A 22,614-nucleotide genomic window follows, 5' to 3' on the forward strand; every position below is an offset into this window, starting at 1 on the left:
ATATGGTTAAATTTGGTTATATGCAGATGGGTTTTTAGACCATCCATTAACAATTCTACAATGTTTTTTTAAGATATGGAGTTAATGGCGTCTTATAAATTTATGCAATCGTTCCCGATAACGTTGCCAAACTCATGTAAAAATTATATCTTTAATACTATGGATAAATAGTGCTATTTTTGAAGAACACTTTTAAGATAGCCAGCTACCTAATTATACTCGTTTATTATATGTTTGAGCCCGTTACCATTAAAGATATTGCTAAAGCACTTGGACTTTCTACTTCTACTGTTTCAAGAGCTTTAAGGGATACTTACGAAATAAGTCCAGCGACTAAAAAACTGGTAACAGATTATGCAAAAGAAATAGGCTACAAACCTAATCCAATTGCCTTAAGCTTAAAAGAACGCAGAAGTAAATCTATTGGTGTGGTAGTAAGTGAAGTGGCGAACAGTTATTTTTCTCAAGCAGTAAACGGCATCGAATCTATTGCCTACGATAAAGGTTATCATGTCATCATCTCTCAAACGCACGAATCTTACGAACGCGAAGTAATTAACGTTAACCACCTAGCTTCTAGATCCGTAGACGGACTACTCATTTCATTATCTTCGCAAACTGAAGATGTTTCTCACATTAAATCGCTACATGATAAAGGCATGCCCATTGTTTTCTTTGATCGCGTAGCGGATGAGATCATTACAGACAAAGTAATAGCAGACAATGAAAAAGGTGCCTACAATGCTACGGTGCACCTTATCAAATCTGGTTACAAAAAAATAGCGCATTTAACTAGCTCTAGCCACCTTTCTATCAGTATTGAGCGCTTAACTGGCTACAAAAAGGCTTTGGCCGATCACGGAATCGCTTTTAGAGAAGACTATGTTAAGTTTTGCCCACATGGAGGCATGTTATACGAGGAAACTGAAACTGCAATTAAACAATTGGTAGCTTTAAAAGACAAACCAGATGCAATTTTTGTAGCTGGCGATAGATTAAGTACAGGTTGTTTAAGTGTGTTCAAAAACTTAAATATAGAAGTACCAAAAGATATGGCGATTGCTGGGTTTAGTAATTCTGATGTACTGGATTTATTTAATCCTTCACTAACTTCTGTTAGGCAGCCAGCTTACGAGATTGGTCAGCTAGCTACAGAAATGCTTTTACGACTTATTGAAGCAAAATATCCTATCGAAGAATTCGAGAAAAAAGTATTAGATACGAGTTTATTTGTAAGGTAGTTAGTGAGGCAGTTTGTAAGCCTGTCTAGCCAATAACTTCCAATCTTTACCCTGTTTTTGCCAAACCAGCATAATGCCAATATGCACTTCGCCTGGTTTGCCACCATCGTTAGTTGTTGCGTGTAACTCATGACGTACAACACCTGTTTTGCCAGTAACTTTTACAGTTTGGTTTTTCAACTCAATAGTTACAAAGTCTGATTTACCGCTAGCAATAGTTTCTACAAATGTTGCTTTGTCTTCTACTTTTCCACCAGAGTGCCCATAGCTTAAATCATCGGCTGCAACTTCTTCCAAAGCTTTTCTTTCTCCGCTAATCATAGCATTTTTTAGCTTTTCTACCGCGGCTGTTAAGCTCTGCTCCTCTTTATTTTGTGCGTATAACATTGTTGATGACATCAGCAATAAAGCCAGAATTATTTTTTTCATTCTAAATCAAGTGAAAAACAAAAAGGGATAGCCAGCAAAAGTGTGCCGCATATCCCTTTCTAATCGATTATTTATTTTTTAGTAAATCTCTAATTTCAGTAAGCAAGATTTCTTCTTTAGTAGGAACAGGTGCAGCAGCAGGTTTCGCTTCTTCCTTTTTCTTCATTTTATTTACAACCCTTATAATGATAAAAAGTACTAGCGCTACAATAATGAAAGTAATAACTTGAGATAGGAAGTTACCATATTTAATTGCTGTTCCTGGAATGGTTAACGCACTTAGGTTATCTAAATTAGCAGCTTTCAAAGCTGGAGCCAAAACTGCTGGTGTAATTACATCTTCTACCAATGAAGAAACAATTTTACCAAACGCAGCACCGATAATTACGCCGACAGCTAAATCTATCACATTACCTTTGACCGCAAAATCTCTGAATTCTTTTACAAATCCCATATAAATGTTGTTTTTAGTTTAAAATAAAATTTTAGTTACTGTAAACTTAGTCAAAAGATGATGAATTAATCAAATTAACCAACAAAATTATAAACCATTTGTTTATTTTTGAAAACTCGTTTAATTCCATTTATGTTAAAACAACATCTTCAACAAAAGCTATTACAGAAATTATCTCCTCAACAAATCCAATTTATCAAATTGTTGCAGGTTCCAACGGTAGCTTTAGATACACGCATAAAAGAGGAATTAGAAGAAAATCCAGCTCTGGAAGATTCTAGTTTGATGACCTTGGAAGAACCTAAGGGCGAATATGACGATCTCAACGATGATAAAGATGATTTCGATAGTGAGCGTGGTGAAGAAACTGGCATGGATGAATTTAATGTAGATGATTATTTACAAGACGATTCTACCAATGACTATAGCACTTCTTACAGCAATGGCGATGACGATGAAGAGAAGAAAGAAACACCAATAGCCATTGAAACCACTTTTTTTGAAAGTTTGCAGCAGCAGCTAGATCTACTTCCTCTGTCTGACCAAGATTTTGTAGTTGGTAGACAAATCATCGGTAGTTTAGATGACGATGGCTATTTACGCAGACCTATCACTTCGATGATTGATGATCTAGCTTTTTCTCAAAATGTATTGGTTGAGGAAGAAGACGTTTTGGAAATGTTAAAACTGATCCAAAGTTTTGACCCGCCGGGAATTGCTGCGAGAGACCTACAAGAATGTCTTGCTTTGCAGTTAAGAAGAAAAGACGCTACAAATCCGCTAATTAAAAAAGCAATTGAAATTGTAGAATTCCATTTAGATGAATTTACCCGTAAACACTACGATAAACTAGAAAGAGCCGTTGGCTTAAATAGTGAAGAATTAAAGGAGGTAGTAGCCGAAATCCTACGTTTAAACCCTAAACCTGGAGACTCTAACCAAGTAACTACCAAGCAAATGCAAATCATTCCTGATTTCCATATCAGCAATAACGATAGCACCTTGGTACTTACCTTAAACGCAAGAAATGCGCCCGAACTACGTGTAAGTCGCTCTTACATGGATATGTTTGACCATTATGATAAAGCTTCCCAAAAAGATAAAAAAATGAAGGAAGCGGTACAGTTTGTGAAACAAAAACTTGACTCTGCAAAATGGTTTATCGATGCGATTAAACAAAGACAGCAAACTTTGTTAAAAACAATGAATGCCATTATGCATTATCAGTACGAATATTTCTTAACTGGAGACGAGCGTAAGTTGCGACCGATGATTTTGAAGGATATTGCTGATAAAATTGGGATGGATATTTCTACAGTTTCTAGGGTAGCAAATTCAAAATATGTACAAACAGAATTCGGTACTTTCTTACTAAAATCTTTCTTCTCTGAAGCAATACAGACAGAGAGCGGTGAAGAGGTTTCTAATAAAGAAGTGAAAAAAATATTAGAGGATTGTATTGGTAAAGAAGATAAACGCAAGCCACTTGCCGACGAGCGTTTAACGGAAATATTGAAGGAACACGGTTACAACATTGCCAGAAGAACGGTGGCAAAATATCGTGAGCAAATGAATATTCCTGTGGCGAGGTTAAGAAAAGAACTTTAGAATAAAACTCTTAGTGCTAATTCGTGAGAGCCTGATGAACTATTCCGAAGCTTAGAAGTGGTGTAATCGTAAGCATAATTTACGCCCACCATTTTAGCCACATTAAAACCTATGTTTCCAAAAAACGCATCATTTTTACGATAACCACCACCTATCCAGAAATTGTTTCGATAGGCAAACTTCATACTCAGATCAAAAGCCTTCGGCAATGGATTTACAACCTTTAACATTACTGAAGGGGTGACCGAGAAATCATTATTGATCCAAAACTGGTATCCAGCAGCGACAAAATAATGTGCAACTTCTTTTCCTACATTAAAATCTCCATCAAAAGCAATCTTGTTTTTAATGATTTGCTGCATTGAAGCTCCAACGTAAAAATTCGAGCCATAATAATACAATCCAGCATTCAGGTCTGGTGTATACTTGTTAATTTGTGACGAAGTACCAACAACCCCGTCTCCTAGTTCTTCAAACACCAAAGACTGTCCATTTATTCCTAGCCTATTCGCTCCTACTCCTACCCCAACAGACAAGTTCGTTGTTTCTCCGATAGAAATATGATAAGCATAAGTCACATTTCCCGTTATTCTACTCAATGGCCCAGTTTTATCACTCAAAAACAAAGCACCGAAACTATGGTGCGACATCGAAGCACTGTAATCAAACATATCATCTTTAGTTTCTGGCTCTGTAACACCTAAATCGGCACCACGATAAGTAGCCAAATCGCCACCGAAAGAAACTGGAGTACTAAAACTAACATAACCAGTTTTTGGTGCACCTTCAAAACCTTGCCATTGCGTTCGCATTCCCAAGCGCAAATCCATGCCACTGTTAACCCCAGTTACCGCAGGGTTTAAAACCGACATATTTTGCAAATACTGCGAATAGTGAGGGCGTTGCTGAGCAGATGCATTGCATAAGATCAGTATAAGGCTAATAAAAACAATTACTTTCCTCATCTTAGTATAGTAACTGATCCAGTATATTTTTTCTTACCATTGTTAGGTTCAATAATGTAGTAATAAACACCAATTGGTAAATCTGCTCCATTTAATCTTCCATCCCAAGGGGTGTTATAAGGCGACGCCTCGAAAACCTTTTGTCCATAGCGGTTAAATATGGTGATATTTCCGTCTGTAAATGATTCTAAATATTTGATATTCCATGTGTCATTTTTACCATCTCCATTAGGGCTAAAAACGTTAGGGATAAGCGGTTGATCATGTACAATTACCGTATACTCATATACCAATTCGCAACTATTAGAAGTAACAGTTAAGGTGTAATGTGTAGTTTTCTCTGGGCTGGCAACCGGATTTAGCACATTATCGGCACTTAATCCCGTAGAAGGACTCCATTTGTATTTAAGACTTGAACCACTAGCTTTTATCTCAAATTGTTTTTTACCTCCTAACAAAATATCTATTGGAGCGGGCATGGTAATAGTTGGCAATTTATTTACAGTAACACTGAAATTCTTTTCTTCTATACAACCATGATCTGTAGTGTAAACATATTTGATATTAAAAGTACCGGGCCCACTAATCCTAGGGCTAAATATACCAGTTGACGAGACTCCTGTACCAGAATACACATAAGTGCCAGACACGTTATTTTCATCCTCAACTAATAATTGGATTGGATCATCAGACTCACAAATAGGTTCAACTACATTAACTTTTAAACTTGGCGCTGGATAAACAGTTACAATAACGGGAGCAGATTCGGTCACACATAATTGCCCAGAATAGGCACGCATCACTACAAGGTAATCTGTTTTAACGGCTAAACTTGGATATTTATGGGTATAAATTTTGCCAACAGCGGGACTACTATCTGTAACTACAGCATTTGTACCCCCTGCCGTATAATCAAATATCCATTCTATCTTACTGATATTACCAAAGCCAATGGTACTTTTATTTTCGAAAGAAACAGCTACATTGGCACACAAACTTGCCGAATTTTTTACTTCAAAAGTTGGATTTGGATTACTTCCACTAATCATAATCTCTTTAGTAAAAGTAACGGGACAACCCTGCTCTGAAGTAGCAATTAATGTCACTGTATAATTGCCTGGAGCAGTATATTTATGTGTTGGGTTTTGACGCACTTTTTGGACTACATCATTTGAGCCATCGCCAAAATCCCATAACCAAGCAGTGATGTTTCCTTTTACCGCAGTACCTTCATATTGTACAACATCATTAACACAAGAACCGGGGTCTTTAAAAGTAACCTCAGGTGTTTCATAAATGGTAACAACCTTAGAAAGTGTATCTGCACAACCGCTAGATGAGACTGAAATTAGCTTTACAGTATAATTGCCAGCTGCTGTATATGTTGTAGTTGGAGAGGCTGCCGAAGATTCAGGTTTTCCATTCCCAAAATCCCATTTTTGACTCGCAATGTTAGAATTTACAAAGGTACTTTCGTTATTAAATTGAATAGTGGCATTGATACAAAATGGCCCAACTGCTGTAAACGCAGATTTAGGTGGTGCCAAAATATTAATCGTCTTCGAAACAGATAGATTACAGCCAATATCGGTAGTGACATTTAATGTAACCGTTTTCGTTCCCGCAGTTGCGAATTTATGTTTAGGATGCTGCAAGGTTGATGTCCCTCCATCTCCAAAATTCCAGCTCCAAGTTTTAATGTTTCCACCAGTTCTAGGCGACGAATCAGTAAATTGAACATCTGTATTTTCGCAAGCTTCCGTAGGAAATGAAATGTTTGGTGAGAAAACATCGAAAGTTGTGAAAATCTCTTCGTCGGTGGCACAAATTGCTCCTTGAGCTTTCTCTATCAGCACTTTTAACACATAATTTCCTGGAGTTGAAAAGTTAGCAGAAGGCAAAGAATATTTATATAAGTAATAAGTTATTCCATCCTCTACTGTAGTTGTATAAGCCGGTGCATTGATAATTTCGGTTTTAGCTCCATTATTTAAATCCCAACTTAATTTATTGGTGACGTATGGCAGTTTAAGCACAAAATCAAAATCTGTACCTAAGCAAAAATTGGTAGATGCGATTGTACTACCACTAGTAAAAACCTGAATATTGCTTTTCAGATTCTTCAAATCAGTTCCAGCTAAATAGGCATAAGATTCTACCTGACCATAACCATAAGCTATGGCAACGAAACCACCACTCGCAATTAGCCTGTGCTGGTCTGATGAATTAGTAACATCAACAATTGCATAACTATACTCGCTGTTTGCAATAGGCCTAAATTGGCTAGTTATGGTCGTTCCATCTAACGTAAAGCCTGGAATATCTACTGTTTTTATAATGATATTAAGAAAGTATCTAGAAATATTTGTGTTTACCCCAGTTACACTATTTAGTCTAGAATACACAGCGATATCTTTCAGCGTCTGTTCAATTGGGTTTAATATGGTCATTTCTGGGTCTCCCAAATAAGATCCACCCTGACCACTATTGGCGGCATTAGCCAAATTACAGGTCTGAGAAGTTTGATATTGGGCAACTGCAACGGGCGAAGTAGCCTTGATTACATTAGGCGAAGTAGTATAAAACGTAATTACGCTCCCTTTTCTGTACGGATTGGACAATGCTGTACCATTTGCAGTAGTTGTGCTTCCGTTAACGGTAACCGTGGTATTATCTTCAGAAACAATGATTTTAATAATATCTGTGTTTCCGTTTAACGTATTATAAAAGGGAGCTGAAACAAAATTTTTGCCCCAAGCAGTAACTGGAAACAATTGCTGAAACAGGTTGTCTCCCCCATTTGGAGTTCGCGAATTGCCAGGCTCACAAAAAGCGGCCCATGTTGTTCCAGAAAAAACAGCTATGGGGCTGCACCCTGTAACAGATTTAATTAGCGTACCTGTTAAATCGTCTTCTGCCTGATATTGATAAACATCTCCCTTGTTTAGCGTAATTTGAAAGGTAGAATTTGCCAATCTGCCTCCATCTATGCTCGTTTGAGTAGGTTTAATCTCTACCGTTGTGCCATCTTTAACGCCAACTATAGAAAATTCTGAATATGCAGCAATGTTAGAATTACCCATATTCTGTTGTGAAAAAACATAATACTCTTGCTCTAATGCGGCGGTTGGCAAAACTAAAGTCGATCCCGTTCGAGCATTATTAGAAATTACACAATAAACAGATATTGGCTCTACGGAAGTTACATTAATTCCTTTATTTAACTCTTTTACGTTAGAACTGCCTATGTAAACATTATGGCTATTGGGGTTGATGAATACAGGTGTTACTACATTTGCAACAACACTACCCGATGCAATAATACTTCCGCCAGATGTAACTTGGTAGGTTGTGCTCACATCCGAGGAAAGAAACAGTGTCATTCGAGACCCTAAACCATCAATATGGCCAGCATACGCTACCCAAAAGTCTTTACCTCTATTAGACGTAGATTGTGCAAACACGCCTATTTTTCCGAAAAAAAATAACACAAGTGCCGCCAGCAAAAATTTGTTTTTCATTTCACTATTAAATAACAAATGATATTGGGTAGATGTAGCAAAAACTCTTTACTCACTAAAATATTTTTAGCGTAGTATCAAGTGTACACAAGTGTCGGCAAAAAAACAAGAAGTTTAAACGAAATCTTTTTATTAAAAGACTAAGATAGTAAGTTTTGGCGAGCAATAAATTCGAGTTGCTTGTTTGCAACTAACAATTTCTCTGTCAGTTCTCTATTCTCTTTTCTGAGCGTATAAATTTCGATGGCTTTATCTATATTAATCCTCAAATCCTCTTCCATCCAAGGTTTTTGGATATATCTATATACCTGTCCTTTGTTAATGGCGTCAATTACAGCGTCGATATCTGTATATCCAGTTAAAATCATCCGAATTGGCTCAGGATACTTTTCTAAAATAGATGCTAAAAATTCAACACCTGTAGTTTTAGGCATGCGCTGATCGGTAATAATTACCTGTATATCTTCGGCTTCTAAGATTTTTCTACCTTCTTCTGCAGACTCGGCTGTAAAAACTTTATATAATCTACGGAAAGTTGCTGCAAAAGCACTTAGATTATGTGGTTCATCATCAACGTAAAGGATATTCGCTGTCATTTCTCTATGAATAAAAAGTTAAAAATACTTTTTTATTGTAACTCTAAAAAACTAATTTAGTCTTTTAGCTATGAAAATTCACTTTTTGTGTAGAAAATCTCATCTTTTATAGAAGACCCTAATGTATAAACTAGACGTAACCTCTCCGTTGCATGTACTGCTAGAGCAGACAAAGAAAAATCAAGACCTTTACAAACCACTGATATTAAGACTTGTTAACGATGAAGACCGAGTTAAATTCGCCCAAATCGTAACAGAAACCCCTGGAATACAAATTTTCGACACTATAAAGGAGCAAGTAACCGAACTTTTAAGATGTTTAAAACCATTGATTGTCTTTATGCCGAAAAATGAGCTAGAAAACATCATCACTCAGAAACTTGGCAACAGCGATGAATACGGTGTTTGGGTATATTACCCTTGGTCTAATAAATTGGTTCACCTTTTAGACGAAGCCGAATTTCTTATCGTAAGAACAAATCGCAATAAATACAAAATAACCGACGAAGAACAACAAACCTTAGCCACCAAGAAGATTGGGATTATGGGGCTTTCTGTGGGGCAATCCGTTGCTTTAACACTTGCCATGGAAAGAGGTTTTGGAGAACTTCGCATTGCTGATTTTGATGAATTAGACCTAAGTAATATCAACAGAATTAGAACAGGTGTACAAAACATTAAGCTTAAAAAAACAGTAATTGTTGCTAGAGAAATAGCAGAAATTGACCCTTTCCTAAACGTAGTGTGCTACCACGAAGGGATTACTGAAGAAAACCTGAATGATTTCTTAACCGGAAATGGAAAATTAGATCTATTAATTGATGAATGCGATAGTTTTGACATCAAAATAAATGCTAGAACAATTGCCAAAGCACTGCAAATTCCGGTATTGATGGAAGGCAGTGACAGAGGCACAATTGATATAGAACGATTTGACCTAGAGCCTGAACGACCGATCTTACACGGCTTGGTAGCTCACCTAGACATGGATAAGTTTAAAGACTTGAAGAGCTTTGATGAAAAGGTACCTTATATAACAGCGGTTACAGGTTTCGAAACGCTTTCGCCAAGAATGAAAGCTTCGGCAGTAGAGCTAATGGCTACCATATCTACATGGCCACAATTGGCAAGCGCTGTAACTTTTGGAGGCGGTGTAAGTGCAGATTTGTCAAGGAAAATTTTGCTAAATAATTTGAAAGTATCTGGCAGATTCTTCTTGGATTTAGATGAAATGATTACTGATGAACCTGTAATTAAATCAGAAAAAATTGAAACGGTAGATAAAGAGCCTCTATCAACCCAAGAAATAGAGGATTTCATTAAAACTAATCACCTTTCGGAGGCAGATAACGAAGCCAAAGACCTTTCAGAAAGCGAGCTACTTTATTTGATAGAGGCCGCAAAAAAAGCGCCCTCCGGAGGCAACAACCAACCATGGAGATGGCACTATCGAAACAAAAAATTACACCTGTTTTTAGATGAGAGTACTGCTCTCGCTTACTTAGATCCAGAATTTATTTCTTCATACGCTTCTATCGGTTCAGCAATTGAAAACCTTTTGTTGGCTTCAGCCGTACAACAATTAGAAGTAAAATGGCAGCTTACGCCTCAATTTGCACCAAAACATATAGCGGTTTTTAGCTTTAGTGCTGGCCAGGCACCAACAAACGCAGAAATACTTTTAGAACAGCAGATTCCTTTAAGACATACCAATAGAAAAAGTCCACAACGTGCAGAAATTAGTGACGAAGATGTTAGCTATTTAACTGATTTGATTACCCAAACTCCTGGTGCTGAACTTACCTTCGTTAAAGAGCCAGCCAAAATCAAATCGTTAGCAGAAATTGCCACCCAAACAGATTTGTTAAGGATGTTTATTCCAGAAGCACATGAAGATTTTCTTGTTAAAGAAATGAGATGGACTGCTGAACAAGCTAATCTAGCACAAGATGGTATCGGCATCCATACCTTAGATTTAAGCAATAATGACCAAATGGGAATGACTTTGCTTCGCGACAGAAAAATGATTGATTTTCTTGAGAAAATTAACGGAGGAAGTGCATTTAATAGATTATTAGTACAACAATTCATGAGTTCTTCTGCAATTGGACTAATAACTATGCCTAATTCCGAAGTTACTTCTTGGATAAATTCAGGCATTGCCGCAGAAAGAATGTGGTTGGGTGCTACTTCTTTAGGATATCAAATACATCCGGTTAATGTGCCTCTTATTTTCTTCTATAAAAATGCAATAGAAAACAGTTTAACAATATCAAATCATAAAAAAGAAAAATTAACCCAAACAGAAAAGGAGTTAAATCTTATTTTTGACAAGTCTGAAAATCAAACATCGATGTTCATGTTTAGAATTTTCAAGGCAAGCGCATCTCCACAAAGAACCATCAGAAAGTCGAACGATAAAATTTTCTCCATTGGAAGAGCATAACTCGGAAATAAAGCACATTAAATTTACAGCATTTAGAGCTGTAGACGACAGGGAAGCATGCATGAGCTTTGTTGAAGGGCACAAACGTGTACTTGAAATATTCGGGATTACGCAAATCACTTCGGCCAAAGCAGATTGGGTGCTTAATCCAGATGTTTACGTGATGTTGGTTACAGATGAAGATACCGGAAAAGTATTAGGTGGCGGAAGAGTACATAAGGCCAATGGGATCAACAGATTACCAGTTGAAGAAGCCGTAGGTTATATGGATGAAAACATCTACAAAATGGTAGATGCTCGTACTGCCGCCGGAACTGGGGAAGTAGCTGGTGTTTGGAACTCGTTTGAAGTTGCAGGACTAGGTATTGGTAGCTTATATTTGAGTATTGCATGCGTTGCTTACTCTGCTTTTGTTGGTATTACTTCGCTATTTGGCTTGGCGGCACCAGCAACTTATAGAAATGTTTACAACGGTGGTTTTAGACCAATAATGGAACTCGGAAATAACGGCAAGTTTTATTATCCAAAGGATGATATGATAGCAACCGTGATGTTTAACGAAGATACCATAAACCTTCCTATTACAGTTGATGCACAAAAAGGCATAGGACTGGAAATGAGAAAAAATCTCATCCACGAACATGAGGTTGTTTCTAAACGTGGCGATGTTGTAAAGCTAACTTTTGACCTATCTAGAAAAAATGACAACTAAATTCTTCCGCTATCTTCTCGCTCTCTCGCTGTTTTTTTTCATTGTAGCAGAGAGTGCATGCGCATTTGGGAAGCCTAAAAATGAGTTGCCATTTAAAATACAATACCTAAAAGATAAGACCAATCAGCTCGGCATTAGCCAAGTCATCAACCAAAAGTTTAGTGATTACAATAAAGACCTTTTTAACTTTGGCGTAGAAAACACAACTTATTGGATCAAATTAACTTCAGAAACTAACCAATCTTTTAGTCGTGAATTACTCCACATAGAACAACCTCGTTTTGTGGTTTACGAGATGTACGATCAAAAACAGGTTAAAATTTTAAAACCGAAAGTTAACTTCGAACTACAAAAAGACAGTCCACATAAGGACCTGCAAGATATCGCCTTTTTATTACCTGATGTGGTAAAAAAAGGAGAATCATTCTATTTAAGACTGAAAGCACATGAGGCCTTTATTACAAAAATAGTAGTTGTAAAAGAAAGAGCACTCGATAATAAAAACTCGCTCAGAGACATCATTTTTGGCATTTACACAGGGATAATGCTTGTAATGTTTGTTTACAACTTATTTCTTTTCATCATTGTTAGAGATAGAAGTTACATTTTCTATGTTTTCTACATTTTATTTACGTGGCTAACGCAGATAAGTATACAAGGGTATGGTTTAAGATATATTTGGGCGGCAGAAAATCCAATAAATCATTTCTCTGTCGTCTTGTTCTCCTCTATTGGGTTAATTTTTGCCACACTATTTTCGGTTTCGTTTTTAAGCACCAAAATTTTCGTACCACGAATACATAAAGTAGTCATCACGTTTACGTCGATTATTCCTTTAAACATCATCATTCTATTTGCTTTTGACACTTATATCAGCTTCATCATTATGCAGCTGTTTACATTATTCGGGGTAATTATTGCATTAACTACATCTTATCACGTTTATTTTAAAAAGCATTTTAAACCTGCTGGATTTTATCTGATCGCCTGGTCTATCCTACTTGTTGGCGCAGTGCTATTTATTTTAAAAGACTACGGAATTCTTCCTTATAACACCTTCACAACCTATTTGTTACAGATTTCGTCGGCAATAGAGGTCATGTTATTGTCTTTCGCCCTAGCGGATAAAATCAATTACTTTAAAAAGGAAAACGAAACTGCACAGGCACAGGCTTTAAATGCATCTTTAGAAAATCAGCGATTAATTAAAGAACAAAATATTGTACTCGAGAAGAAAGTTAAGGAACGTACCGAAGAACTTGAAAATGCAAACGAGACTCTCAATTTAACTTTAAACAACCTAAAAGCTACACAATCTCAACTGGTTGATGCAGAGAAAATGGCTGCATTAGGTCAGTTAACAGCAGGTATTGCGCATGAAATCAACAATCCAATCAACTTTGTTACTTCTAATGTAAAGCCTCTGCAACTAGACATAGACGATTTAAAGGACATCATTAAAAAATACGAAGGTATTGATATTGAAAAAGAAATTAAACCTCAAATTGAAGAGATAGAAGCCTACAAAAAGCAAATTGATTTAGGTTTCATTAACAATGAGATTACATCGCTTTTAGCGGGTATTAGTGAAGGTGCCAAACGTACCGCAGAAATTATTAGAAGTTTACGGAATTTTAGCCGCGTAGATGAAACTGATATGAAAGCGATTGACCTCAACGAAGGTCTATTATCTACCTTGGTATTGATTAGAAATACGCTTCCTGATAATTTAACGGTGGTAAAAGAGCTAGGCAACCTACCAAAAGTAGAGTGCATGCCAGGTAAAATTAACCAGGTTTTCATGAACTTAGTTTCTAACGCTGTACAAGCAGTAAAAAGCAAAGAAGTACAAGCCGAGGAGGAATTTTTGACCATTAAAAGTTGGTACGATAATCAGCAGGTATTCATCAGTATTAAAGACACTGGTACAGGAATGAGCGAGGAAGTTAAACATCGCATTTTCGAACCTTTCTTTACTACAAAGGATATTGGCGAAGGTACAGGCTTAGGTCTTTCTATTGTTTTCAGTATCATAGAGAAACACAAAGGCCATGTAGAAGTTGTATCAGAACTTGGAAAAGGAACTGAATTTATTATTATCTTGCAAGTAAATATACTCTAACCTATTGCACATGAACAATCCTACCGTACGCGTTTTATATATTGATGACGAAGAGAACAATCTTCAGGCATTTAGAGCAAGTTTTAGGAGGCAATATGAAATTTACACTGCTATTTCTGCTGCCGAGGGATTGAAGATATTGCAAAATATAGATATTCATGTGATACTTGCCGACCAGAAGATGCCTAACACTACCGGTGTAGAATTCTTCAAGAGCATTGTAGATACCATCCCCGATCCTATTCGTATTTTACTGACTGGCTACACAGATATAGAAGCATTGGCTGATGCCATTAACCACGGAGATATTTACAGGTACATCACCAAGCCTTGGAACGATTTAGAATTACATAATTCTATCAAAAATGCTTACGATGCCTACAAAGCGAAAATCGATTTACGCAATAAAATTACCGAGTTGGAAAAAACCAACGATGAACTTAATCGCTTTATTTACAGCATTTCTCACGAATTAAGAGCTCCGTTAGTATCGGTAATCGGCATCATCAACTTGGTTAAAATGGAGGGTTTGTACGACTCTAGTGGTGAGTACTGGGGGCTTATTGAAACTTGCTCTAACAAGCTAGATTACTACATCCAAAAAACCTTACAATACTATAAAAACACGAAAGATATTCCCGACCATAGCGAAATAGATTTTAACAAATTGGTTGGCGAGTTGGTAGACCTTCACGGTTTCTCCGACAAGGAAACTTCCTTTAACGTAAATATAAATCAAACTACTAAATTTGTAGGTGACGCTTTTAGAATTGAGGTAATTTTAAGCAACCTTATTTCTAACGCGATAAAATACCAGAAAACTAACGAACTTAATAAAACCGTAAATATTGAAATTGATGTAAATGATTTTGAGGCAAGAGTGAATATTAATGATAACGGCTTAGGTATCCTTAAAGAACACTTGGAAAAAATATTTATGCAATTTTTCAAAAGCAAAATGCATCATGGCAGCGGCTTGGGACTTTTCATCGTAAAAGAAGCGCTTACCAAGATTAATGGTACAATTAACGTTAGCTCTAATATAGAAGATGGTACAACCTTTAAAATAACCATACCAAATGCCAAATAAAACGGGAAAAGTGTTGTTGATAGATGATAATGATATCGACTTAAAAATCAACTCAAAGGTCATCAAGTTATCTAATTTTTTTGAAGAGATTATAATATGCCAGTCGGGCAAAGAAGGAATTGAGTACATTACGAAAAATCTCGATACCCCTGAGCTATTACCTGATTTTATACTTTTAGATATTCAAATGCCAGAAATGGATGGTTTTGAGTTTCTAGAAATCTACAAAAATTTCCCTAGAACATTTTTAGACAACTGTAAATTGGCGATTTTATCTTCTACTTTAGATTTTGGTGATATCAAAAAAGCCGAAGCTAACCCATTGGTAATCAAATTACTTAAAAAACCACTATATCCAAACGAATTACAAGAGTTACTAAACAAGCATTCTACTTTACTAGGAATCTAGCGAATAGCTACTTGATAGCTCAACCAAATACAAACTTAAACACACTAAATTTAAACGCTTTTTAGTTGAAAGATAGGATGGTATCTTGAAAAACACACTCTCTATTAATCATTTCAAACTCCAAAGTTTTAATAAGCACGCCTTCAGAAGTTTTAATTTCTAAGGTATGCTTTCCAACTGTAACCTCTTTCAATACAAAAACATTTAATAGATTATCTTCTTTTTTTAGATTCTTACAATCTGTCACATAGGTTGGATTAGCTTTCGGTTTTACCAAAAGAGTACCAGCTTCACCTCCATCGAGCTTAAAATAAAGTTCTAAAGGGTCGTTTCCATCGTAATTAATAGCAAGACCATATTGTCCAAAATCTTTATTGAAATTTTCGTCTTCGCATGCAGAAATAATAGCGAACAATAAGAACAACAGAGAGAGATACGTTAATTTTTTCATGTAAGTATTATTAATTACAAATATGAGGAATATATATTCAAAGCAAATACCAAAAAACAAGTAAAATTTAATAAAAAACACAGCAATTGTCTAACACGCTGACAACAAAGTAAATTAATTTAAATTTTTACGGATATACATAGAAAGCCTACGAATATTAAACCATTCCTATCACGATTAAAGAGTAAAACAAACTTTGAAATAATTTCATTAACCTTGTATGAAGTCACCCTATTTTATTTAAGTAGAAAGAAATTAATGGATAATTCTCAAAAGATAAATTTGCTCTTAACGAAGATTGAAAATCTATCTATCAGACAGCAAGGTTTTGAAGCCGAGATAAAGGCTTTAAGGCAAGAGGTGGAAGCTTTACGCAATCCTAATATACAAACTTCACAAACAGAAATGGAAGTGACTAAAGCCCTTCCCTTTCCTCCTCCTAAAAATACACCTACCTCACCCATAGCCCAAAATGCAGCGGCTCCGAAACCAATTATTGCTCCACCGAGCAAACAACCGAGCTTCAGCGAAAGGTTTAGCAGCAAAAACATGGCTAAATCTGATTTCGAAAAATTTATTGGAGAGAACTTAATCAGCAAGATAGGTATCCTGATATTAATTATTGGTGTTGGTATTGGCGCTAAATACGCGATAGACAATCAATTGATTAGTCCGTTGACACGTATTATTTTAGGCTATTTGGTTGGGGCAGGTTTATTGGCATTTGCCATCAAATTAAAAGCTAAATACGAGAAATTTTCGGCTGTTTTAGTAAGTGGAGCTATAGCCATCATGTATTTTATTACCTATGCAGCCTACGATTTTTATTCGCTCATACCGCAAGCATTAGCTTTTGCATTGATGGTATTTTTTACTTCATTTACAGTAGTTGCGGCCATTAAATACAACCGACAAGTTATTGCCCATATTGGTTTGGTAGGCGCTTATGCAGTCCCATTTTTGCTAAGCGATGGTTCAGGAAAAGTGGCAGTCTTATTCTCTTACATGGCAATTATCAATATCGGCATATTGATCATCAGTTTTAAAAAATATTGGAAACCGCTGTTCTATGCCTCATTTGGGCTTACTTGGATTATCTTTCTGAGTTGGTTATTTGACTCGTATACAGACAAAGACCACTTTGCATTAGCAATACTCTTCTCTTCAGTATTCTTTGTTATTTTTTACATCACCAACCTAGCTTATAAAGTAAGTAAAAAGGAAGTTTTTGGTCTAAGTGATGTGGTTTTACTACTCCTAAATAGTTTCATTTTTTACGGAATTGGCTACTTCATCTTATCAGAAAGCAAATATAGCGCAGAATTATTAGGCCTATTTACCTTAGCAAATGCCATCATCCACTTTTTGGTAAGTTTGGTTATCTACAAGAAAAAACTAGCAGATAAAAATCTATTTTACCTCATTTTAGCTTTGGTAATTACGTTTATTACCATGGCTGCGCCTGTACAATTAGATGGCGGATGGGTAACTATTTTCTGGACGGTGGAAGCCGCAGTACTTTTCTACTTGGGAAGAGTTAAGAAAATCGTTATTTACGAAAAGCTCTCCTTTCCACTGATTTTCTTAGCATTTTTCAGTCTGCTGCAAGATTGGTCTACGACCGTGAATGTTTACGAAAAAACTATCCTCACGCCTATTTTCAATGTTATTTTTCTAACTGCTGTTATATTTACAGCAAGCTTTGTTTGGATACTAACGGTTAATAAAAAAGAAACAGAAAAAGCGACACAATGGCCTTGGATGAGGGATATTTCAACCTACGCTATTCCAGGGATGTTGCTCATAGCTACTTACTTTTCATTACAGATAGAAATTGCAAGGCACTTCGATAACCTTTACCAAACCACTAAAATAAATATCACGCCTAGTAAAAAAGATATATACGCAGACTATCGTTACAATTACAACTACGAAAACCTAAAAAATGCTTGGATTTACATCTATACGTTGTTTTTTGCTGCTATATTAACTTTCACGAATATCAAAAAAATAAAAAGCACTGAATTGGCGGTTACCAGTTTAATCATCAATATGTTGGTCATTCTTTCGTTTTTAGCGAGTGGGTTATACATTTTGAGCGAGCTAAGAGAAACATATCTAAATCCAGAAAAATACTTTGTTATTGGTTCATTTAACATTGGAATTAGGTACCTAGCCTTTGTATTCTTCGCTTTGCTGATCGTTCAATTATATCAGCTCCAACGTTCGGGTTTAATTAAAAAAGACATTAGAACGATGTTGGATTATATAGTCTACATTTCGATTCTTTGGATTATTAGTAGTGAATTGATCAATATTCTAGAACTGATGAGAGCTGATGGAAGCTACAAACTTGGCTTAAGCATTTTATGGGGTATTTATTCGTTATTCTTAATCGGGCTTGGTTTAGCCAAAAACAAAAAGCACCTACGTATTGGAGCTATGGCTTTGTTTGGCATTACTTTAGTTAAGTTGTTCTTTTACGATATCGCCTACCTTAGCACCATATCCAAAACGGTTGTTTTTGTATCGTTAGGTGTATTATTATTGATTATTTCTTTCCTTTATAATAAGTACAAACATTTAATTATTGACGAGAATGAAGTTAAAAATTAAGCTAATATTAGCGTTTTTGCTTGGTGTAAGCTTGGTAAAAGCTCAAACCAATACCTATCAGTTTAAGAGGCAAATTACAGGCGTAAGTACAAATTGGCATAGCCTTACACTACCCGACGGCCTGTATCAAAAGCTCAATACAGGTGTTGACGATTTACGGATTTTCGGAATTAAAGGAAAAGATACTATCGAAGTACCTTACCTACTGAAGCAGCGAGCCAACGAAGTTAATACTGCAGAAATTCCTTTTAAACAGCTTAATCAAAGTACAATTGGCGACGTGTATTATTATACTTTTCAATTAACGGAAGCTAACGTCATTAACCAAATTAACTTAGACTTTAAACAGGAAAACTTCGATTGGAAGGTTGTTTTGGAAGGAAGTAATGACAACCAAAATTGGTTCGGCATCTTAAAAGATTATCGCATCTTATCCATCAAAAATAAGGATACGGATTACAAATTCACCAAATTGAGCTTTCCAGACGCTAAATATCAGTTTTACAGAATTGCCATTAAAAGCAACCTCCCACTTACATTAACGGGCAGTAAAACCTTAAGAACTGATACGATTAAAGGTGTTTACAACGAGGTAAAATATCAAACCTACGACCTTAAAAATGATACAAAAAATAAAGAGACGGTTATTGAAGTTGGTCTAAAAACGGCTGTTCCGATATCTTTTTTAAAAATCAATGCGCAAAGCGATTTTGATTTCTACAGAGCTATCAGAATTGAGTATGCGACAGACAGCTTCAAAACCGAAAAAGGTATAGAATATAATTTCTCAACGCTTTACGAAGGTACCATTAGTTCTTTAGAAAAAACGGAATTCAATTTTCCGAACACCATTACCGGCAGGATAAAAATCACGATTAGCAATAACGACAATAGACCTTTGCGCTTAAGCGGATTAGAGCTGCAAGGCAATAGCTATCAGATGATTGCCCGTTTTGATGATTTAACTAATGAATATGCGCTGTATTACGATAGCGAAAACACATTAGCTCCTAATTATGAGATTGCAAAATTTGAAAGTAAAATACCTTCGAACTTAAACAGTGTAAATGTAGGCGAGGAACAGAAAAATCCTTCCTACACTGTAAAAGTAGAAAAACCACTGTTCGAAAATAAGATTTGGCTTTGGGCTTTGATGGTGGTTATTATTGCACTGCTTGGCTTCTTTTCTTTTAAAATGTTGAAGAGTTAAGATTAGAGATAAAGGTTTTTGATAAACATTAAGATTGCTTCGTGCCTCGCAATGACGATTAAACAAAATCCTAATCACAATTCGCTGCGCTTCCGTAAGCTGAATGTGTATGTGGAGAAAGAAATGGGATATTTAAGTTGGCAGAGCGCAAAATGAAGAGCGCACCAATAAAAAGTGCAAACCACGGTATCAGCTTTTGACTGTTAAATTTAAAGTATTTTTTCAAGTAAACCCCTCCCAGTGAAATGAAAAGCATTAACGGTGTAGTACCCATGCCGAAGAGTAGCATAAAGCTTGCTCCTGATTGAGAATTAGCAGAACTGAGTGCGGTGGCTAAAGCCAAATACACCATCCCGCAAGGAATTAAACCATTAAGCATACCTGCAAAAAAGCCCCAATATGGAAGTTTAAAAACTTTGCCCATCAGCTTACTAATTGGGATTACCATTTTATTTTGCAGTTTTTGGAAAGCTTTAATGTATTTACCACTTAATTGAGCTATTGTAAACAGTACTAAGAGCACACCGATCACTAAACTTAACGTCTCTTGTTTGGCAAAAACGGCAAATGTATTACCCAACAAACCAACTAAGGTTCCAAGTAAAGCGTAAATTGAGATTCTACCGAATTGGTACAACAATACCTGTAAAACATTATGCCAGCTGCTTTTTTTGTCTAATGGCAAGCCCAGCACAATTGGTCCGCACATTACGGCACAATGTACGCTTCCCAAAAAACCCATTAAAAAAGCAAGCGGCATTAAACTCATATTCTGATGTCTTTGGTATACATATAATCTTTACCATTCGAGCGCCATTCCAATTTCAACGACCAAAGTCCTTTGTCTAAGTTCCCTGCTTCAATGATAATCAGGTTTCCATCGTCAATAGTTTTACCACTGCTTTTGACATCTTTTTCTTTGGCAGATGGGCGCATTAAGGTCAATTGGTAATCTGCAGCATCTTTCAACTGAATAATCAATTGGCTTTGGCTTTGCTTAATTTCCGGAGTTGCATCATCGTTCAAAGTGTTGCTTTTTGCTTCGTATTCCCTATCGTAGTTGATACCTTTTTCGTAGTAGTCTTCCTCTACCAGCGAATCGTTACCATGCTGCTTGAACATATAAACCACCATTCCAATAATGAACGACATGAAAGCTGCCATTCCTAAAACTAGTTTTGTTCCCCAATTCATTCTCTTGTTTTTTTGTTGTTTAGTTGGTTCGTTTTTTAGTTAACTGATATCTGACCACTGATATCTGTCCCCTGTTTAAGGTTGCGAAAAGAAAGTAGTCTCTGTTTCACTAATTACCTTACCATCAACTATAATTTCAAACTTCACTTTCGATTTAAACTCTTCAATATTTTTTGGTTGCTTGATTAAGAAGAAGGTTAAATGTGATGAGCCCTCTTTTGGCAAAATCGTATCGGCTTGTATCAATTCTATTCTGTCTTTCGCATCGGCGGATTTAAACACAAATTTCATATCCTTGTTCGTCTTATTAATCAGCTCTGCATTATATAAGTTTGCAATAGTTCCATCAGGGCGTTTCTGATACAAAGTTCCGCTAGCTCGCAAAACTGTGGTTTGTACATCTTCCCTTTTGTAAATTAAGGATGAAAAAATAATCATCACCAACACTAAAACTACAACGTAACCGTAAGCTCTAGCACCTAACTTAAATTTGTTTCTACTTTGGATAAAATCATGATTGTAGAAACCAATTAGCTTTTCAGGCTTACCGATTTTAATCATCACCTCATCGCAAGCATCTATACAAGCAGTACAGTTGACACATTCTAACTGCGTTCCCTGCCTAATGTCAATTCCTGTTGGACAAACCTGCACACATAAACTACAATCAATACAATCACCTTTTAAGGTTTGGTCTAAACTTTTTTGAATACGTCCACGAGGTTCGCCACGGGTTTCATCGTAAGCAACAATTAAACTCTTATTATCTAGCAAAACACCCTGCAACCTGCCATAAGGACAAATTACGGTACAAACTACTTCTCTCACATATGAGAAAACCCCGTAGAAAATGAAAGTGAAAATCCAGATAGAGATAAACCCTATCGTATGCTCACTGATAGGTTCTGTGGCTATTTTATACAATTGATCTGAACCGATGATGTAAGCCAAGAAAACATTAGAGATAAGGAACGAAATTGCTAGAAACAGAAAGTGCTTAAAGCCTTTTTTGAAAACCTTTTCTGTATTCCATTCTTGTGCATCTAGTTTCTTTTGCTGGTTGGCATCGCCTTCTATCCAATACTCTATTCTACGGAAAACCATTTCCATAAAAATAGTTTGCGGACAGACCCAACCGCACCACAGCCTTCCCAATATTACGGTGAAGCAAACAATGAACAACACCAAAATCAGCATTGCTAGAGCAAAGAGATAAAAGTCTTGTGGGGTGAAGATTAAGCCAATAAAAACAAACTTGCGCTCTAAGAAGTTGAACAATATTAATTGCTCGCCATTGAGTTTAACAAATGGACTAGCAAATAAAAGCAGCAGCAATACGTAGCTTATCCATTTCCTTTGGTTATATAATTTACCAGAGGGTTTTTTAGGGTAAAGGAACGTTCTGCCACCACTCTTTTTGTTGTTATTTTGGGATTTTGCCATCTCTATATCTTTCTGCACTTATTTTTTGTAATCATTAAACCTCCCCCTACCCCCTCCGAGAGGGGGACATGCATGTTGTATATGCACCCTGTATCTCCCTCTGGAGG

General features: G+C 36.3%; 18 protein-coding genes. 9 read left to right on the top strand and 9 right to left on the bottom strand.

The genetic code is table 11. The features are described from left to right. Window positions 1–230: 230 nt before the first annotated feature. Window positions 231–1,241, top strand: coding sequence for a LacI family DNA-binding transcriptional regulator (locus CRO54_RS07710; RefSeq protein ID WP_097130636.1), 1,011 nt, complete (start codon window positions 231–233; stop codon window positions 1,239–1,241). Here the strand turns inward: CRO54_RS07710 and CRO54_RS07715 are convergent, their stop codons facing one another. Together CRO54_RS07715 and mscL are read right to left on the bottom strand one after the other, a co-directional pair. After that, a complete protein-coding gene (locus CRO54_RS07715) occupies window positions 1,242–1,670 on the bottom strand; it encodes a nuclear transport factor 2 family protein (RefSeq protein WP_097130638.1) in 429 nt (142 codons plus the stop codon). A 67-nt stretch (window positions 1,671–1,737) separates the two neighbouring features. Further along, the gene (mscL, locus tag CRO54_RS07720) at window positions 1,738–2,124 is read right to left on the bottom strand and encodes a large-conductance mechanosensitive channel protein MscL (protein WP_097130640.1); all 387 of its coding nucleotides are present in this window, start codon (window positions 2,122–2,124) and stop codon (window positions 1,738–1,740) included. Window positions 2,125–2,256: 132 nt separating this feature from the next. Here mscL and rpoN point away from each other — a divergent pair, with 132 nt between their 5' ends. Beyond that, window positions 2,257–3,732 carry an RNA polymerase factor sigma-54 gene (gene rpoN, locus CRO54_RS07725; protein WP_097130643.1) on the top strand — a complete coding sequence of 492 codons (1,476 nt, stop codon included), beginning with the start codon at window positions 2,257–2,259 and terminating at the stop codon, window positions 3,730–3,732. Here the strand turns inward: rpoN and CRO54_RS07730 are convergent. The 3 genes from CRO54_RS07730 to CRO54_RS07740 form a co-directional block, all read right to left on the bottom strand. Further along, a complete protein-coding gene (locus CRO54_RS07730; protein WP_097130644.1) occupies window positions 3,729–4,697 on the bottom strand; it encodes a PorP/SprF family type IX secretion system membrane protein in 969 nt (322 codons plus the stop codon). The genes rpoN and CRO54_RS07730 overlap by 4 nt on opposite strands. Further along, entirely contained in the window at window positions 4,694–8,218 is a 3,525-nt protein-coding gene (locus CRO54_RS07735) for a PKD domain-containing protein (RefSeq protein WP_097130647.1), read from the bottom strand. Before CRO54_RS07735 ends, CRO54_RS07730 begins: the two co-directional genes overlap by 4 nt. A 140-nt stretch (window positions 8,219–8,358) precedes the next feature. Then, window positions 8,359–8,814 (bottom strand): response regulator, encoded by a 456-nt coding sequence (locus CRO54_RS07740; RefSeq protein ID WP_097130649.1) that lies wholly within the window; start codon window positions 8,812–8,814, stop codon window positions 8,359–8,361. A gap of 121 nt (window positions 8,815–8,935) precedes the next feature. Between CRO54_RS07740 and CRO54_RS07745 the strand changes: the two genes are divergently transcribed. Genes CRO54_RS07745 through CRO54_RS07765 form a run of 5 tightly spaced genes read left to right on the top strand, consistent with a single transcriptional unit; the run spans window position 8,936 to window position 15,593 of the window. After that, a complete protein-coding gene (locus CRO54_RS07745; RefSeq protein WP_097130652.1) occupies window positions 8,936–11,260 on the top strand; it encodes an Rv1355c family protein in 2,325 nt (774 codons plus the stop codon). Continuing rightward, window positions 11,247–11,972: a hypothetical protein gene (locus tag CRO54_RS07750; RefSeq protein ID WP_138765781.1), complete on the top strand. Its 726-nt coding sequence runs from the start codon at window positions 11,247–11,249 to the stop codon at window positions 11,970–11,972. The genes CRO54_RS07745 and CRO54_RS07750 overlap by 14 nt, the downstream gene beginning before the upstream one ends. Beyond that, window positions 11,962–14,094: a sensor histidine kinase gene (locus CRO54_RS07755; protein ID WP_097130656.1), complete on the top strand. Its 2,133-nt coding sequence runs from the start codon at window positions 11,962–11,964 to the stop codon at window positions 14,092–14,094. Before CRO54_RS07750 ends, CRO54_RS07755 begins: the two co-directional genes overlap by 11 nt. 10 nt (window positions 14,095–14,104) lie before the next feature. Continuing rightward, entirely contained in the window at window positions 14,105–15,184 is a 1,080-nt protein-coding gene (locus CRO54_RS07760) for a hybrid sensor histidine kinase/response regulator (RefSeq protein ID WP_097130658.1), read from the top strand. Then, window positions 15,174–15,593, top strand: coding sequence for a response regulator (locus tag CRO54_RS07765; RefSeq protein ID WP_097130661.1), 420 nt, complete (start codon window positions 15,174–15,176; stop codon window positions 15,591–15,593). The genes CRO54_RS07760 and CRO54_RS07765 overlap by 11 nt, the downstream gene beginning before the upstream one ends. 61 nt (window positions 15,594–15,654) lie before the next feature. On the opposite strand, the gene CRO54_RS07770 is transcribed toward CRO54_RS07765, so the two are convergent. Further along, window positions 15,655–16,044 carry a hypothetical protein gene (locus CRO54_RS07770; protein WP_097130663.1) on the bottom strand — a complete coding sequence of 130 codons (390 nt, stop codon included), beginning with the start codon at window positions 16,042–16,044 and terminating at the stop codon, window positions 15,655–15,657. Window positions 16,045–16,302: 258 nt separating this feature from the next. On the opposite strand from CRO54_RS07770, the gene CRO54_RS07775 reads away from it, so the two are divergent. Both CRO54_RS07775 and CRO54_RS07780 read left to right on the top strand, forming a co-directional pair. Further along, complete coding sequence (locus CRO54_RS07775) at window positions 16,303–18,660, top strand: DUF2339 domain-containing protein (protein WP_097130665.1); 2,358 nt, start codon at window positions 16,303–16,305, stop codon at window positions 18,658–18,660. Continuing rightward, window positions 18,644–19,870 carry a hypothetical protein gene (locus CRO54_RS07780; RefSeq protein ID WP_097130667.1) on the top strand — a complete coding sequence of 409 codons (1,227 nt, stop codon included), beginning with the start codon at window positions 18,644–18,646 and terminating at the stop codon, window positions 19,868–19,870. Before CRO54_RS07775 ends, CRO54_RS07780 begins: the two co-directional genes overlap by 17 nt. A gap of 70 nt (window positions 19,871–19,940) precedes the next feature. Here the strand turns inward: CRO54_RS07780 and CRO54_RS07785 are convergent, their stop codons facing one another. From CRO54_RS07785 to ccoG, 3 genes are all read right to left on the bottom strand, one after another. Next, a complete protein-coding gene (locus CRO54_RS07785; protein ID WP_179747340.1) occupies window positions 19,941–20,630 on the bottom strand; it encodes a sulfite exporter TauE/SafE family protein in 690 nt (229 codons plus the stop codon). 5 nt (window positions 20,631–20,635) lie between these two features. After that, window positions 20,636–21,064 carry a FixH family protein gene (locus CRO54_RS07790; protein WP_097130671.1) on the bottom strand — a complete coding sequence of 143 codons (429 nt, stop codon included), beginning with the start codon at window positions 21,062–21,064 and terminating at the stop codon, window positions 20,636–20,638. Between the two features lie 75 nt (window positions 21,065–21,139). Beyond that, window positions 21,140–22,525, bottom strand: coding sequence for a cytochrome c oxidase accessory protein CcoG (ccoG, locus tag CRO54_RS07795; protein WP_244904286.1), 1,386 nt, complete (start codon window positions 22,523–22,525; stop codon window positions 21,140–21,142). Between the last annotated feature and the right edge of the window lie 89 nt (window positions 22,526–22,614).

The organism is Pedobacter xixiisoli (assembly GCF_900215335.1).
Taxonomy (GTDB): Bacteria; Bacteroidota; Bacteroidia; order Sphingobacteriales; family Sphingobacteriaceae; genus Pedobacter; species Pedobacter xixiisoli.

Bases quoted from the DNA above. Each gene is read 5' to 3' on its own strand.
- CRO54_RS07710 (WP_097130636.1), top strand. From the start codon at position 231: ATGTTTGAGCCCGTTACCATTAAAGATATTGCTAAAGCACTTGGACTT.
- CRO54_RS07715 (WP_097130638.1), bottom strand. From the start codon at position 1,670: ATGAAAAAAATAATTCTGGCTTTATTGCTGATGTCATCAACAATGTTA.
- mscL (WP_097130640.1), bottom strand. From the start codon at position 2,124: ATGGGATTTGTAAAAGAATTCAGAGATTTTGCGGTCAAAGGTAATGTG.
- rpoN (WP_097130643.1), top strand. From the start codon at position 2,257: ATGTTAAAACAACATCTTCAACAAAAGCTATTACAGAAATTATCTCCT.
- CRO54_RS07730 (WP_097130644.1), bottom strand. From the start codon at position 4,697: ATGAGGAAAGTAATTGTTTTTATTAGCCTTATACTGATCTTATGCAAT.
- CRO54_RS07735 (WP_097130647.1), bottom strand. From the start codon at position 8,218: ATGAAAAACAAATTTTTGCTGGCGGCACTTGTGTTATTTTTTTTCGGA.
- CRO54_RS07740 (WP_097130649.1), bottom strand. From the start codon at position 8,814: ATGACAGCGAATATCCTTTACGTTGATGATGAACCACATAATCTAAGT.
- CRO54_RS07745 (WP_097130652.1), top strand. From the start codon at position 8,936: ATGTATAAACTAGACGTAACCTCTCCGTTGCATGTACTGCTAGAGCAG.
- CRO54_RS07755 (WP_097130656.1), top strand. From the start codon at position 11,962: ATGACAACTAAATTCTTCCGCTATCTTCTCGCTCTCTCGCTGTTTTTT.
- CRO54_RS07760 (WP_097130658.1), top strand. From the start codon at position 14,105: ATGAACAATCCTACCGTACGCGTTTTATATATTGATGACGAAGAGAAC.
- CRO54_RS07765 (WP_097130661.1), top strand. From the start codon at position 15,174: ATGCCAAATAAAACGGGAAAAGTGTTGTTGATAGATGATAATGATATC.
- CRO54_RS07770 (WP_097130663.1), bottom strand. From the start codon at position 16,044: ATGAAAAAATTAACGTATCTCTCTCTGTTGTTCTTATTGTTCGCTATT.
- CRO54_RS07775 (WP_097130665.1), top strand. From the start codon at position 16,303: ATGGATAATTCTCAAAAGATAAATTTGCTCTTAACGAAGATTGAAAAT.
- CRO54_RS07780 (WP_097130667.1), top strand. From the start codon at position 18,644: ATGAAGTTAAAAATTAAGCTAATATTAGCGTTTTTGCTTGGTGTAAGC.
- CRO54_RS07785 (WP_179747340.1), bottom strand. From the start codon at position 20,630: ATGCCGCTTGCTTTTTTAATGGGTTTTTTGGGAAGCGTACATTGTGCC.
- CRO54_RS07790 (WP_097130671.1), bottom strand. From the start codon at position 21,064: ATGAATTGGGGAACAAAACTAGTTTTAGGAATGGCAGCTTTCATGTCG.